Source organism: Kiloniella spongiae, from assembly GCF_001026905.1.
In the GTDB taxonomy this organism is placed as follows: Bacteria; Pseudomonadota; Alphaproteobacteria; order Kiloniellales; family Kiloniellaceae; genus Kiloniella; species Kiloniella spongiae.
In genome coordinates, this window is record NZ_LAQL01000003.1 from 172,824 (window position 1) to 185,777 (window position 12,954).

Here is a 12,954-nt window from a genome sequence, read left to right on the forward strand (position 1 = left end):
TGGTAAAATCGCAGGATGTTTTTCCGGATGTTTTTTCGGGTATTATTAAAATAAAAAAGCTATTTTATTCGTTGAATATTTACCTTTTTTCTCAACAATGAATGCTATTATATGAAATCGTACAATCTATATGAAATCGTACAATCAAACTGTTTGTGTGTGACAGTGTGGAGTTTGAGCAATTATTGAACTTTTTCACCCCCATAGTCAGGCGTTATTGGACTGCTGGCTAAGTTTGCCTCGTGATGGGGTTTTGCCTTTGCGGAGTAGTTTTTTTCCTGAAAAAGTACCGCAGCTTTTACCCAACCTGATTATCTATGAGATGGTTAGTGAGAATTTTATTCGATTTCGCCTTGCGGGAACTGCAGTGCGCGAGCGAATGGGCTTTGATCCTACCGGGAAAAATTATCTGGATTTTGTCGCTGATGAGCGTAAGGCAAAGGCAAGTCAGTCTTTTTTTTCAGTTGTTGAGCAACCTTGTGGCATGCGGGTGGTTTCAAACCATGGTATGTCTTCGGGGCGGCGCATGTTTCTGGAAGTGTTTATGCTGCCATTGGAAAACGACATGAGCCCAAACCCCATTGTTTTATGTCAGAGTAACGAGATTAAACCGGACACAGATGATTATATAGGTGATAATGCCCGGTTGGAGAATGTCACGGTTATGCGTCGCGATTTTATGGATATAGGTGCGGGTATTTCCAGTTTTCAAGATTAAACTTTAGGTTTGGTGTTCTCTTCGTTGATCAGGGTTGTCCAGCCTTCTTGGTCAAGTTCTTTGATTTCTTTAAAGGGCCAGACCAGTTGGGCCGGAAAGCTTGTGGGCATTTCCTCGGTAATGCCAATTCTGGCTGGGGGGCGGCGGTCCGGATTGATCCAAGTGCCAAAAATCATATCCCATACCATCAGGTTTTCGCCGTAGTTTCTGTTTCCTTCGACAATCTTTTTACTGTGATGCCAGCGGTGCAGGCCGGGGGTATTGAAGACCATAGAAAGTAATCCAAAGCGCATATCCACGTTACAGTGTGTCAGCATGCCGATATAGGCGGTGATGGCTGATAGCCAGGTGATTGCTTCTAACGGGGCACCCAGCGCCAGAGGAATACTGATGCCCAGTACAATCGACAGCAGGGAATCAATAAAGTGGAACCGTCCGGTGTTGACGATCCACAGCCTTGTGACGGAATGGTGGATGGCATGGAATTTCCAAAGCGGCTTCCACTCGTGGGAAATTCTGTGTGCCCAATAGAGGCCGAATTCAGCCGCAACAAGCGTCATGATTACCTGAATAGCCAGTGGCCAGTCGCGTGGCCAGATACCATAACCTTCGCCCTGCATGGGGGTGATGTAGGCGGTAATTCCGATGACACCGCTAAAAGTCACTAAACCCTGAACCAGGCCTTTACTGGTCAGGGTGTGGGCGATGTTGGCAAAGGTCTGTCCATCGTTTTCCAGCCACGTCTTTTCAAACGGCATATTGCGTTCCAAAAGATAGAGCGCAACGGCCAGCGCCAGATAGGTCAGGTTGAAGACAATCACAGGGCGATCAATGGCAAAGCCATAGGCGGTGGTGCAGATACAAAGGATCAAAAGCACGGGCCAGGCTGTTCTTGCGAGTATTTTCCTTCCCAAGCCTTCGCTGGCTGCTGTATTTTCAATCGTCATGTATCCCCACCACTTAAACTCTAATATCGGTCTGTTTGTATATCTCACCGTTTGTATATCTTAAACGACCTAAATCCACAATTCTCGTGATGGTACTCTAAAATAGCTTTGAATATAAATAGATTTTCTACTGTGTGTCGTTTCTTTATGTCGTTTGCCTTCAGGTTTCATGACAAAGAAAGTTATGGATGAATCCCTTTAACCCCGCCGCTGAGTAGGGGGGGCTTAATAAGACTCGGCTTGATTTTGTTTTGGTGACAAACAGGAAATGCTTTGTGCAATGACGCCATAAAGACAAAGTGTAAAAATTACGCCATTTGTATGCTGTTTACGACGTAAAAAGAGAACCCAATGAGTAATTTTTTTAAGTGCTAAAAGCTTTTTAAAATGAGGCAATTTAGGGACAAATATTGTATGCGACATTGTTTTGTCTTAACTGCGACAAGACCCTGACCTATAGGGGCTTTTTGGGGTAGTCCTATGCTGAAAACGCATAGCCAGAATGAATAAATTTCAATTGTCGATTTGATCAACTGAGCGTACCTAGGAATCAGTAAAAACAACTTGGCTGTCGGGATCTGCGGGACCGAGCTTTTAACTAGGATTAAAGACTATGGCACATGTGTCAGTAAATGTTGCACAGCCCGTTTCCTTCTTCAAAGAAGGTATCGTTGCTCTTGTTAAAACCGCTGTTTCAGACGCGATCGTTGCTCATAAAGCAAAACGCCAAGAACGCCGCGTTGCCAAGATCCTGAACAATCTGGATCCACGCCTCGTACGTGACATTATTCCTCAGTAAGGAATGTAGTAAATAATATCGTTAGAATTGTGTATCTAGAACACTTTTAAAAACTGTGTGAATACTCGGACGCTTTATCCAAAAGGATTGGTGTAAAGAAAACCCCCCCGGCTCAAAGGCGCGGGGGTTTTTCTTTGTGTGGTTTTTAGTGCGTAGTTGGTTATAATCCTGGGTATGGATCAGCAAAATCCAGAGTTCAGTTATTCAAATACAGTCACTTCTTTCTGCCAGTTTTTTAAATTGCTTTGGTAAATGATAAAATAGGCAAACCAGGCACTGATGCCACTAGCAAAGAAAGAAACACTAAACCATATCATACCGTAAGAGCTGATATAGGTTTCTAGGGTGGTGTAATGGTGAATTAAATAACCAATAAAATAATAGATATAATTTTCTTGAGTAGAATTTTTTAAGCTGTCGTCTAACAGGTAGGTAATGAAAAAAGGATAGTGTTCAGAAATAGTGTCATAAACCAAAGCAAATGGCATAATAAAGGCACAAGCTAAAATGCCTCCCTTTAAGGCTTTCCCTGGTTGATATTCAGATAAAGATATGAATTTCGGCAAGATGTAAAAGCCAGCGACTAAAAAGAGAGAGGTAAAATAAAGTTTGGTGACAAAATTTGATAAAAAAATTGACTCAAGCATAAATCTCTCAAGAAAAAATTGATCTGCGAAGCTTGCAATAGGTATGAATAAGAACAGACTCAGCATAGCTCGAGTACGTGATGTAAAACGGATGTTTTTAAACCAAATTGGAATCACAACTGCGCCGCATACAAAAGAAGTAATGAGTTGAATAAGGAATTCGATGCTAAATTTGTTAATACTAAATTTTACCTCTCCAGAAAGTGTTTTTGTTTGAACAAGCTGATTGAGGTGAAATTGAATTTCTTCCTGAAATATATGGATGTGGCTTCCCATTAAAATTGTAAAAAAGATTAGAAATAGGCGTTGTTTGAACCCGAAGCTATTTATCATAATAAAAGTACGTTCTCTAATTACATTTGAATAAATATATTAAGTAAAATCGATCAGAAATTTCCCGGTTTTTGCCCCGAACAGATCAGAAGCTCGCTGGGTGTCTCAAAGCCGTCGCTGGTCTCGAACTGGCGCATGGCTTCGGTGATGTCTCTCCATATTCTTTCTTGTGTTTGTGTATCTTGTCCGGTCAGCATTTTTTGTAGTGACATAGCAATATCACGGCGCCATTGGACAAAGTCTTCTGTGGTTTTAAACCGCAAGGGAGCTTCGATAATTTCCTGTTCGATATTAACAAATCCGGCCCGGGACAAGAGACCCGCGAGAACGTCCGGTGCACCCAAGGCGAAGGGACCGGGTTGGTGGGCTTGTTGAGCGGGTGACATATCCGTAGGATTGGGCAAGTTTAACTGATCACGGATGACCTGCGACGGTATTGTAAAGAAGGGACTTTTATCGGCCGTAGTAAAAACAACGGCAGCAAAAGATCCCGAAGGTTTCAGAACGCGATGTATTTCCTGTAAACCTCTCAGTGGATCGGGCAGGAACATCAAACCCAGACGTGAAATGACGGCATCAAAGCTGTTATCTTTCAGGGTAAGATTTTCTGCGTCCATTACCTCGGTCGTGATGTTCTCGACACCCTTTGCCTGTGCGATTGCCCCAGCAATTTTGACAAAAGCAGGCGAAATATCGGTAGCAAGGACAGAACCTGTTTTACCAACTAACTCTGCGGCCATGAGTGACTGACTGCCATCACCAGCGGCAATATCCAGAACATGGTGACTAATCTCTATATCTGCCTGATCGAGCATGATGTCAGTGGCGACATTCAGGAAATCATTTACTTCAGGTATCCATCTGTGCCAGGCAGCGGCCGCGTGCGCCCAGTCTTCTATTTCAGTTTGTTTAAATGCTGCGTTTGCGTGGTTGTTTGTTCTTATCATGATGGGGCATCTGTAAAGGGGGAAGGAATATCAAAGCGATAACGAAGTTATCAGCTATCATCCTTTTTTCCAAAAGCATAACCAAGTGCCCCGGCAATAATGGTCGCGGCTTCACCTTCTAACGCACCATTAAGTGCAAGGATCGCCACAATGGGTAAGGCAATACTCAACACCGTATAGCGAATAAATTGCCACCCAATCCCCCGGGTTTCTCCATCCTTGCCACCTTTGCGATTGAGATGCCCGAGCCAGAGAACCATCGGAATGGAAAGGGCTAGAATAACGGTCGTTCCGGTAATAAGAAGTTCGTTCATCGTATCCACCTGGTTTCTCCTAAAGGTTTGCAATTCATGTAATAGGCTATAAATTACATCTGTTGATTGTAAGGCTCCCGGATTGTTGAGGTCTAGAATAAAAAGAATATCTATGTTTCGATCATTTCCTATCTTCATTTGCGCAGTGATTGCAGCTTTTGTTTTTCTGCCCAACATTGTCTTTGCGCAGAGTTTTCAAACGCAATCGAAACATTGCAATGACCCGGATGCGTCAGCGGCTTTGCGGATAGAGGCCTGTGGTTGGCTTATTCATTCCGGTGATTTACCGGATAAAGGCTATGGAATTGTCTATCGATTGCGGGCATTGGCACAAATTGAAGATGGGGAGTATGAAGCTGCCGTTGCGGATTTGACGCAGGCGATTTCCTATGATCCAAAGCGGGTGTCTAACTATTTCGAAAGAGCATCTGCTTACGAAAATCTGGATAATTATGATCGTGCATTTGAAGATTATAATTTGGTGATTTCTCGAGACCCAAAAAACGCTGATGCTTATTATTACAGGGCGGGGATCTTTTCAGATCGTGATCAACTTGATTTGGCTATTCTGGATTACAGAGCTGTGGTTCGGCTCAATCCCAAAGATTCTTATGCATTGAATGCCCTGGCTTGGCTTCTTGCAATCAATCCGGATAGGGACGAACGTAACGGAAAAGAAGCCGTTGTTTTTGCTAAAAAAGCAATCGAACTGGACCCCAATGATTATGAAACGTGGGACACACTGGCCGCTGCCTATGTGGAGGATAGGCAGCCTGAAGAAGCGTTGAAAACCTATTTGAAAGCACAGGAAGTTGGCGGTCAGGAACGCATTGAGGGCGATCAAAACTGGCTTAGCGAAAACGGGTACTATTCCGGTACAGTAGATGGCATTGCAAGTGATGCGACAACCGAAGCGCTGAAAGCCTGTATCGCATCAAGCTGTCAGATGTATAGCGAGTATTATTAAAATCTATTATTAAAGCCTGAAATATTGATCTGTTTTGATATTTAAATTGTCCGGTAAAATGGCTGGTCAATTGACTGGATTGTATTTTGTCGAAATCCAAATGTAATTCTCTAAAATACAGATCAGCTATCAAAGGCGACGTAGGCGATGGTCTCGGTTATTTTCCCGTCACGTTCCAACGGGATGATAACGGCATTGAAAGTCTGGTGCTCTTTGTCGAGCCAATGAATACTGGTGTTTAGATAAACTGGTTTGAGGTCGGTAATGACATCTTTATGGGCAGTCCAGAATATCGTTTCGGTCTCTTTGAATTCACCGCGAAGAATATATTTTCCCGTAAGATCCATGCCGTAAACGGTGGACAGTTTTGAGCCCCAGAAACTATAGAGGAAATCTTTTCTATCCTCATGCCAGCGATTGAGGATGAGTGTAGGCCAATAGCTGACAAAGGGGCGGCTTTGGATCAGGGCTAGAGACATTGCACTGTCACCTCTAGCCTCATCACAAAGCTCAAGGAACCCTTTGATGGCGGGATGATTTTTGCTTTCTTCCAAATCCCGGTGTATTTCTGCCACGCTAATTCTTATCCAATACGAGTATTAAGTGTTATTCGTAACGACGTTATTTTATATGTACTCATGCAATATTATTTTGCCATGAAATTAGTGAATAAAGCATTTCTGTCCATTATTGGGCTTATTTTATTTATTCTAACGCCTATCGTCGCAGGTTATACCTTCTGAGATCTCAATAAGAAAAGGTAAAACCTGTTTTATTTCCAAAACATGAAATGCCTGAGGAAATACAGGGTGTTTTCGCCATAATTTTTATGTCATGACTGGAGTCTTTCTAAGAATATTTTCTTTGCCTACGTGAATTGATCGTGAATTATTATTTTGGTGTTTAAATAAAAGTAATTTTTTGATTATGTTTTTTTCCATTATTTAAGTAATTGTTTGTTCAGAACAAAAAGCTTCTTTTGTTGAATTTTACCAAGCTATTGGTGCGTTGATATGGGGTTTTTGCAACTTTAGTTGGCGGCGAAAAGAGTAATTTACGCGTTTGGCGGGTTCAAGGGAGGTGCCTTGCGTGGTAGTATAAGCCCTTGCATGCGAAAATGGGGGGTAAACAAGCGATAGGTGTTCGTTATGTTATACCTTGTGCGTGCGTTGTTCTTTTTTCGAATAGTCCTTGTTTTCTCTGTTGTCTTTGCAGTTGGTTTTTTGTGGCCGCTAAGCGCAATATCAGCGGAAGTTTCGGCAACAAAAATAACAACAACCCCAAAAGTAACAACTGTCAGGGCCAGAACAGTTGACGTTTATAATTATCACAAAACACCTCCGTTTGTTATCGGGCCTGAACAAGGCTTGAGTTATGACCTGGTCGAATATCTGAATAGGAAAGGAGCAGGGCGCTATCACTTTGTCCTTACTCACTTGCCTAAAAAACGTCTTGAACGAGAACTCGAATCAGGCCGTAAAGTTATTGTTCCCTGGGCTTCTACGCAAACCTTTCAGGGAACATACTCATATCGTTATCGTTGGACCAGCGCCCTGATGACCGATGGGAATGTGTTTGTTTCTGCAAGTAATTATCCGGTTGAAGTCAGCGATCTCTCAAGCTTGACTAACAAGTTGGTTGCTGGACTTCTTGGTTATCGGTATCGGGGGGTGGATGAAGGTGTACGTCGGGGAACTGTCAAACGCACAAATGTCCCGGATGAGCGCGCGTTGCTTCGTTTGGTTTCCCATCATCGTGTTGATGTTGGGATTATGTCTCAATCTTCGGCCAGATATCTGATCAAAGAAATCGGTCTGGAAGATCAGATCCATTTGGGAGAGAGAAAACAGAGCATTTATGCCCGCCAGATCTTGATCAATGGTTATATGCCAATGCTTAAAAAGTTTTTGGACAAGATTGTGATCTCTATGAAAAGAGATCCTGAGTGGATTACCATAATGGCGAAATATCATTTGGTATCTGCTTTGCCGGATGAACAGAGAAAAAGTTTATTTCTGAAGAATATCGAGCTAAATGCGAAAGATAATGAGACGGTAGAAGACGGAATGATGATTGTCGCGGGCCAATGTTCCTGAATTTAAAGGCGCGACTGTTTACATAATTTTTTAATAAAAAGAAGCACTTCGGTTAACCGCTTCTTAAAACTACTCCCTTAAAACATAAACACTTGATCTCTAGGTGTTGCCGTGGGCAATATCACTGTAAATATTTGTAAAATGCAATCTACCCGAAGGAATTGCCGAATTTCTTTGGGAAAAGAGGGGTACAAAATGATTTGGGGGGGAAAGCCGGATGCCAAAAGCTTGGCTGGTATTTTAGCTGGTTTTATTTTGACCTTTGCGTCATCCGTACGGGCTGAAGAGGCTTGTGGTGAGCTTACAGTTGGATGGATTGACTGGCCCCCCTATCAGATGGTTGGTAAAAACGGCGACGACAGCAAACCGATTGGCGTGGATATCCGCGCAGCGGAAAAGTATCTAGGGGCTTTGGGCTGTGATTTGAAGTATGTCTCCAAGCCCTGGGCACGTTTGCTAAAGGCCTTGAAAGAGGGGCGTTTGGACGTTCTTTTGGGAATGTCGAATACAGTAGAGCGTCGTAAATACGCTAATTTCAGTGCTCCCTATCGAAATGAAACGGTTTGGCTTTTCATGCTTGCTAATCGGCATGACTTTGATCACTTTACGGGATTGAAGGATATCATCGGGTCATCGTTCAGATTGGGTGTATCCCGCAATGCTTATTACGGCGAAGAATTCTTGGCTTTAATGAAGAAGCCCAAATTCAAAGATAGGGTTTTTCAAGCGATAGGCGGCGAGAATTTCCAGATGTTGATCAGTGATCGTGTGGATGGATTTCTGGTGGATAAGGAAACAGGCAAAGCTCGGATCAAGGCAGATGGTTTGGGCGGCGTTGTTATCCCCCATGAAAAGGTCAAGGTGGAATTGGGACCTGTACATATAATGCTGGGTAAAAACAGCATGCCACCAGGTCTGTTAAAGAAGTTAAACACTATTATTCAACAGGATATGATTATCCCGCAAAGCTAGGATCATGCCTTATCAATGTCTTCGTCTTATTGTTTGAGCCTTATTAATTGCAAATTTTCAGAACCTTTTAATCTTTCTGATGCATGCTTAATAAAAATCAGATAACCACGCCGAAAAGGGAAGCGAATTTCAGATGCAGAAATATGAACTGGTTCTTGAACACAGTCGCGAAGATCTCAATGAAAAAGTGACCTCTTTGCTTAATGAGGGATGGGATGTTTGCGGTAGTCTGATTATCAATAAAGATGATGAAGGTTTCCCTTATTTTTACCAACCCATGATCAAGCGTGATTGATAATACTTTGAGGGTCTTTTTATGGCGCTGCCAATTTGCTTGCAGAAGGTACCTCTGCTGAGCGGAAGTATCTGTTAAGATTGTTTGTATCGGTATATCGCTCTTCGTAATATCAACTTATTCTGAATATTCCGTCCTTAACTCTGATAGTCTTTCTTTGGCGTCGAATGCTTCTTGCATGAACTGCGTGACAATTGCCCTTACAGGTTCAATGGCATTGGCAAAACAGGCGCTTTGTCCGTAATCGAGTAACCCCTGATCCGTATTGCCGGACGCATAGGCTTCTTTTGAGAGGTCACCATTGAGTAGGTGCGCGTAATCTTCGTAATTTTCCGCGCCTTTATTTTCCAGCGCGAGGACGGCCTGTGCCGTTTGGTTGTCTAGAACCCGGTGGTGGTTATTCAATTTTTTTTGCACAACGATGCTGTCCAGTCCGGTGCCTTCGATCACACGCTTTTTGTAATTTTGGTGAGCCTGGAGTTCGCTGGAAACCAGCATGCGGGTTCCCATCAAAACACCTTCGCACCCCATGGCAAGAGCGGCGGTCAATTGGCTGCCGTGACCAATGCCACCACCGAGAATGACAGGGACAGATAGTTTTTGCGGACCATCAGCAGCCTGGACCATGGACCCGACCATCATGTAGCCGGGGTGTCCGCCGCATTCTGCCCCGACCAGACTGACAGCATCGACACCTGCGCGTTCAGCAGAAAGGGCGAAGCGGACGGCAGGAACCTTGTGAATAACCTTGATCCCGGCTTCTTTCATAAAGGGGATGATTGGGCCGGGATTACCGCCCGCAGTTTCAACAACCACAACTTTTTCATCCCGGACCACCGTCAACAGTTTTTCCAGACGGTCATTAGCATCTTGTCTGGGAGAAATATAGAGATTGACGCCAAAGGGCTTGTCGCCTGCCAAATCGCGACATTTTTGGATTTCATCCCCTAGCTGTTTTGGGTCGGGAAAGGTCAATGCAGAAATAAACCCCATGGCCCCGGCATTGACCACAGCCGCAACATAATTTGCATCAGACAAATGCATCAAGCCACCACAGAGAATGGGATGTTGTATGCCGAGCAAGTGGGTCAAGCGGGTTCTGATTTTTGGTTGCATTAATTGCTTCTTCTTTTGTGTGATGTTTCCCATTTTGAGTAAGATATAATTCTATGGGTTTCAGATCGCAAGTCGGTAGCATCTCACAACATTTTTGAAACGATTTACGACAACATCTGAATTTAGAAGATACCGACAGGTGCTTGTGTTGTAGGAGAAAAGAAATTTTCACACAGAAAAGAGGAGGCGGCAGCCTCCTCTACTATTCGTTCCCTTAATACTGTGCTTTATTATTTGGATGCAGTAATAAGGAAAAAGTTTACGCTAAGCGCGTTACCCCTTAGGGCGGACGCCTTCGAAGAAGACGAGGATTTCGACTTCCTGTGCACTTGGGCCCATGTCCATCATGCCGTATTCACCGACCGGAATAACCACGGAACCTTCAAAGCCCTGACGTACATATCCCCACGGATCATCACCGCCGCCGATCCAGTTTACGTCCATTGTGATTGGCTTGGTAATTCCTTTGATGGTTAGATCACCACTCAGAACCGCCTTTTTCTCGTTGACGGATTTTAGTCCGGTGCTGAGAAAGGTTGCCGTTGGAAACTTGGACACGTCCAGAAAATCTGCGCTGCGCAGGTGCTTGTCGCGTTCTGCGTGATTGGAATCAAGGCTGGCTGTATCGACGGTAATGGAAATGGACGATGCTTCGGGTTTGCTTTCATCAAATTCGAACTGGCCCTCAAACTTGTTAAAGCGTGCGAGTATCCATGAATAGCCAAGGTGGCTGATTTTAAACTGGATCGATGCATGGGCACCCTGCGTATCCAATTGATAGGTTTCTGCCTGTGCAGAATTAAAGTTTCCGACGAGGCCGCCAGAAACCCCAAAAGCCAGAAGTGAGGCAACGAGAGTGGACTTAATTTTGGATTTAAACATCTGTATTTTCCTGTTCTTGATGATTGAATAGAGGTGTGTTGAGTGTAGAAAGTCTTGTGTCTGTTTAAGGTGTGGAGCGAATGTTTAACGTCTCTTGCTTTGGTTTTTTGTCGTGTGTCAGGTTATTTTTTTCGACAGATTTGGTCTTTTGGCTGGGTTCTTGTTCGCCCCAAAGCATCCGTTTTAAGGTACGATCTTTATTAATGAAGTGGTGCTTGAGTGCAGCAAGTGCATGCAAAACAACAAAGCCCGCCAGCGACCAGGCTATGATCTCGTGAACTAAACCGGCGGTATCTTCCATCCCCTTACTTGGGGGGAAAAGGGCTGGAACTTCCATCATATCAAAAACAAAGATTGGACGGCCATCTGCTGTCGAGATCAGGTAGCCAGATAGAAACAGGGCAAAAGGCAAAGCATAGAGTAAAAAATGAACCATCGAAGCTGCCTTGTGCTCTAAGACTTGTTTTATTGCCGTTGCGTTTGAGTGAGCCGAGCTTGAAAGCGGTAAGGGTGCTAGATTGATCAACCGCCAGATCAATCGGAAAATCATTAATACTGCGACGAGAAGGCCAATTGATTTGTGCAGGCTTGGATAGGTTTTGTAGGCAGGTTCGTAGTAACTCAGTTCGACCATGTAGAGGCCCAAACCGAAAAGCCCTGTCGCTGCCAGGGCTATGCTCCAGTGAAATAATCGGGCGAGCCAGCCATAATTTTCAAGCGTGTTGAGCATCTGTTCCGTCTCTTAAGTTTTGATTTCAGTCTTCTGTTGGTTGAATCTGGAAATCATTGATTGTCTTAGGCTTGAAATATCGGATGAAACATGATTTAAAAAAGTATAAATATTAGATTGAATTGATATATTTTTTAAATCGAGTTTATTGATGACCCTGGAACAGTTACGGGCACTTTGCAGTGTTGTTGATCATGGCGGCTTTCGTGCTGCATCCGAAGCCTTGCATAAGAGCCAATCGGCGATCTCGATTGCGATCCGAAATCTGGAAGAAGAGTTGAGAGTTGAAATTTTTGAGCGGGATGGTTATCGCCCGACCCTGACCGACCACGGTAAAGTTTTGCTCCAAAAGGCCCGCACTGTTCTTTCTCAGGCCAAGGGGTTGAGTGATCTGGCCCAACACTATGCGCAGGGGATTGAGGCCGAACTGCGTATTGTGGTCTCAGAAGTTTTTGATATTCAACACGTCCTTGATGCGCTGCGGATCATTCGGGACCAATATCCGGCAACCCGTCTGACTTTGTTTGTCGAGAATTTTAATGCGCCGTTGGAAATTTTGGAAGACAAAGAAGCCGATATTGCCCTGGTGGCAGGGGGAGAGCTGTTTGATAAGATCGAAATGACCCGCTATGAAAAACTATGTCCTGTGTGCTTGATCCCGGTGGTGTCAGGTTGTTCGGTGCAGGCAAAGGATGCTTCTGAACTCACCGTTGAAGATATGAGTGGCGCCACCCAGATTGTTGTTGCAGATCGAAGTCGTAACAGGGACGAGCGAAGATACGGCGTTCTGGAAACCAGCGTCCCCTGGCGGGTAAATGATTTTCTGACGAAAAAGCAAATCATTCTTTCCGGCTTGGGGTGGGGGCGTGTTCCCAGGCATATGATTGGCGACGAGTTGGCTTCGGGCGATTTGATTGCTCTGAGTTCGCCGGACTTTGGTCCTGTTGAAATAGAAACCTATATTTCCCGTAGCCTTAGCCATCCCTTTGGCCCGGTTGCTGAAGTTTTTTGGGATCTGATTGTGAAAGATAATGACGGCGTGTCGGAAGGCTAACTCTATAAAGAATTGAGCTTTTAGCAGGATAGTTACGAATAGAGTTCTAGAAAAGCCGCACAATTCTTCGGTTTTAACATTGTGTATTTCTTACTGATTTTTGATTCTTTTTATCTGTTTACGTGTTACAGCTTCCA

15 protein-coding genes are annotated in these 12,954 nt (G+C 44.0%); 7 read left to right on the forward strand and 8 right to left on the reverse strand.

The features are described 5' to 3' along the window. The first annotated feature begins 184 nt into the window (after positions 1 to 184). Positions 185 to 718, forward strand: coding sequence for a PAS domain-containing protein (locus WH96_RS04725; protein WP_245629455.1), 534 nt, complete (start codon positions 185 to 187; stop codon positions 716 to 718). On the opposite strand, the gene WH96_RS04730 is transcribed toward WH96_RS04725, so the two are convergent. Further along, positions 715 to 1,713 (reverse strand): sterol desaturase family protein, encoded by a 999-nt coding sequence (locus tag WH96_RS04730; RefSeq protein WP_204248125.1) that lies wholly within the window; start codon positions 1,711 to 1,713, stop codon positions 715 to 717. The two genes, WH96_RS04725 and WH96_RS04730, sit on opposite strands and share 4 nt — an antisense overlap. Before the next feature lie 565 nt (positions 1,714 to 2,278). Here WH96_RS04730 and WH96_RS04735 point away from each other — a divergent pair. Then, a complete protein-coding gene (locus WH96_RS04735; protein ID WP_047762982.1) occupies positions 2,279 to 2,464 on the forward strand; it encodes a hypothetical protein in 186 nt (61 codons plus the stop codon). A 200-nt stretch (positions 2,465 to 2,664) separates the two neighbouring features. On the opposite strand, the gene WH96_RS04740 is transcribed toward WH96_RS04735, so the two are convergent. Genes WH96_RS04740 through WH96_RS04750 form a run of 3 tightly spaced genes read right to left on the reverse strand, consistent with a single transcriptional unit; the run spans position 2,665 to position 4,705 of the window. After that, positions 2,665 to 3,444 carry a hypothetical protein gene (locus WH96_RS04740; RefSeq protein ID WP_047762983.1) on the reverse strand — a complete coding sequence of 260 codons (780 nt, stop codon included), beginning with the start codon at positions 3,442 to 3,444 and terminating at the stop codon, positions 2,665 to 2,667. 53 nt (positions 3,445 to 3,497) lie between these two features. Beyond that, on the reverse strand, positions 3,498 to 4,391 hold the full coding sequence (locus WH96_RS04745) for a class I SAM-dependent methyltransferase (RefSeq protein WP_047762984.1): 894 nt from the start codon (positions 4,389 to 4,391) through the stop codon (positions 3,498 to 3,500). Positions 4,392 to 4,441: 50 nt separating this feature from the next. Further along, positions 4,442 to 4,705 (reverse strand): hypothetical protein, encoded by a 264-nt coding sequence (locus WH96_RS04750; protein ID WP_156176697.1) that lies wholly within the window; start codon positions 4,703 to 4,705, stop codon positions 4,442 to 4,444. A gap of 112 nt (positions 4,706 to 4,817) precedes the next feature. On the opposite strand from WH96_RS04750, the gene WH96_RS04755 reads away from it, so the two are divergent. Next, positions 4,818 to 5,672, forward strand: coding sequence for a tetratricopeptide repeat protein (locus WH96_RS04755; protein WP_047762986.1), 855 nt, complete (start codon positions 4,818 to 4,820; stop codon positions 5,670 to 5,672). 122 nt (positions 5,673 to 5,794) lie between these two features. On the opposite strand, the gene WH96_RS04760 is transcribed toward WH96_RS04755, so the two are convergent. Beyond that, positions 5,795 to 6,247, reverse strand: a complete 453-nt coding sequence (locus tag WH96_RS04760; RefSeq protein WP_047762987.1) for a PAS domain-containing protein — start codon at positions 6,245 to 6,247, stop codon at positions 5,795 to 5,797. A gap of 573 nt (positions 6,248 to 6,820) precedes the next feature. On the opposite strand from WH96_RS04760, the gene WH96_RS04765 reads away from it, so the two are divergent. The 3 genes from WH96_RS04765 (at position 6,821) to WH96_RS21720 (ending at position 9,035) form a co-directional block, all read left to right on the forward strand. Then, positions 6,821 to 7,768, forward strand: a complete 948-nt coding sequence (locus WH96_RS04765) for a substrate-binding periplasmic protein (RefSeq protein ID WP_047762988.1) — start codon at positions 6,821 to 6,823, stop codon at positions 7,766 to 7,768. A gap of 195 nt (positions 7,769 to 7,963) precedes the next feature. After that, positions 7,964 to 8,740 carry a substrate-binding periplasmic protein gene (locus WH96_RS04770; protein ID WP_047762989.1) on the forward strand — a complete coding sequence of 259 codons (777 nt, stop codon included), beginning with the start codon at positions 7,964 to 7,966 and terminating at the stop codon, positions 8,738 to 8,740. A gap of 133 nt (positions 8,741 to 8,873) precedes the next feature. Then, positions 8,874 to 9,035, forward strand: a complete 162-nt coding sequence (locus WH96_RS21720) for a DUF1737 domain-containing protein (protein ID WP_082130340.1) — start codon at positions 8,874 to 8,876, stop codon at positions 9,033 to 9,035. 117 nt (positions 9,036 to 9,152) lie between these two features. Here WH96_RS21720 and WH96_RS04775 read toward each other — a convergent pair whose 3' ends face one another. The 3 genes from WH96_RS04775 to WH96_RS04785 form a co-directional block, all read right to left on the reverse strand. After that, positions 9,153 to 10,151 (reverse strand): NAD(P)H-dependent flavin oxidoreductase, encoded by a 999-nt coding sequence (locus WH96_RS04775; RefSeq protein WP_047762990.1) that lies wholly within the window; start codon positions 10,149 to 10,151, stop codon positions 9,153 to 9,155. Positions 10,152 to 10,424: 273 nt separating this feature from the next. Then, positions 10,425 to 11,033 (reverse strand): YceI family protein, encoded by a 609-nt coding sequence (locus WH96_RS04780; RefSeq protein WP_047762991.1) that lies wholly within the window; start codon positions 11,031 to 11,033, stop codon positions 10,425 to 10,427. Positions 11,034 to 11,097: 64 nt separating this feature from the next. Then, entirely contained in the window at positions 11,098 to 11,763 is a 666-nt protein-coding gene (locus WH96_RS04785; protein ID WP_082130341.1) for a cytochrome b, read from the reverse strand. A gap of 151 nt (positions 11,764 to 11,914) precedes the next feature. Between WH96_RS04785 and WH96_RS04790 the strand changes: the two genes are divergently transcribed. Further along, on the forward strand, positions 11,915 to 12,817 hold the full coding sequence (locus WH96_RS04790) for a LysR family transcriptional regulator (RefSeq protein WP_047762992.1): 903 nt from the start codon (positions 11,915 to 11,917) through the stop codon (positions 12,815 to 12,817). Positions 12,818 to 12,954: the final 137 nt, after the last annotated feature.

What these genes read in the sequence shown, in the direction of transcription:
- WH96_RS04735 (WP_047762982.1), top strand. Translation starts at nt 2,279, where the DNA reads ATGGCACATGTGTCAGTAAATGTTGCACAGCCCGTTTCCTTCTTCAAA.
- WH96_RS04740 (WP_047762983.1), bottom strand. Translation starts at nt 3,444, where the DNA reads ATGATAAATAGCTTCGGGTTCAAACAACGCCTATTTCTAATCTTTTTT.
- WH96_RS04745 (WP_047762984.1), bottom strand. Translation starts at nt 4,391, where the DNA reads ATGATAAGAACAAACAACCACGCAAACGCAGCATTTAAACAAACTGAA.
- WH96_RS04750 (WP_156176697.1), bottom strand. Translation starts at nt 4,705, where the DNA reads ATGAACGAACTTCTTATTACCGGAACGACCGTTATTCTAGCCCTTTCC.
- WH96_RS04755 (WP_047762986.1), top strand. Translation starts at nt 4,818, where the DNA reads ATGTTTCGATCATTTCCTATCTTCATTTGCGCAGTGATTGCAGCTTTT.
- WH96_RS04765 (WP_047762988.1), top strand. Translation starts at nt 6,821, where the DNA reads ATGTTATACCTTGTGCGTGCGTTGTTCTTTTTTCGAATAGTCCTTGTT.
- WH96_RS04770 (WP_047762989.1), top strand. Translation starts at nt 7,964, where the DNA reads ATGATTTGGGGGGGAAAGCCGGATGCCAAAAGCTTGGCTGGTATTTTA.
- WH96_RS21720 (WP_082130340.1), top strand. Translation starts at nt 8,874, where the DNA reads ATGCAGAAATATGAACTGGTTCTTGAACACAGTCGCGAAGATCTCAAT.
- WH96_RS04775 (WP_047762990.1), bottom strand. Translation starts at nt 10,151, where the DNA reads ATGCAACCAAAAATCAGAACCCGCTTGACCCACTTGCTCGGCATACAA.
- WH96_RS04780 (WP_047762991.1), bottom strand. Translation starts at nt 11,033, where the DNA reads ATGTTTAAATCCAAAATTAAGTCCACTCTCGTTGCCTCACTTCTGGCT.
- WH96_RS04785 (WP_082130341.1), bottom strand. Translation starts at nt 11,763, where the DNA reads ATGCTCAACACGCTTGAAAATTATGGCTGGCTCGCCCGATTATTTCAC.
- WH96_RS04790 (WP_047762992.1), top strand. Translation starts at nt 11,915, where the DNA reads ATGACCCTGGAACAGTTACGGGCACTTTGCAGTGTTGTTGATCATGGC.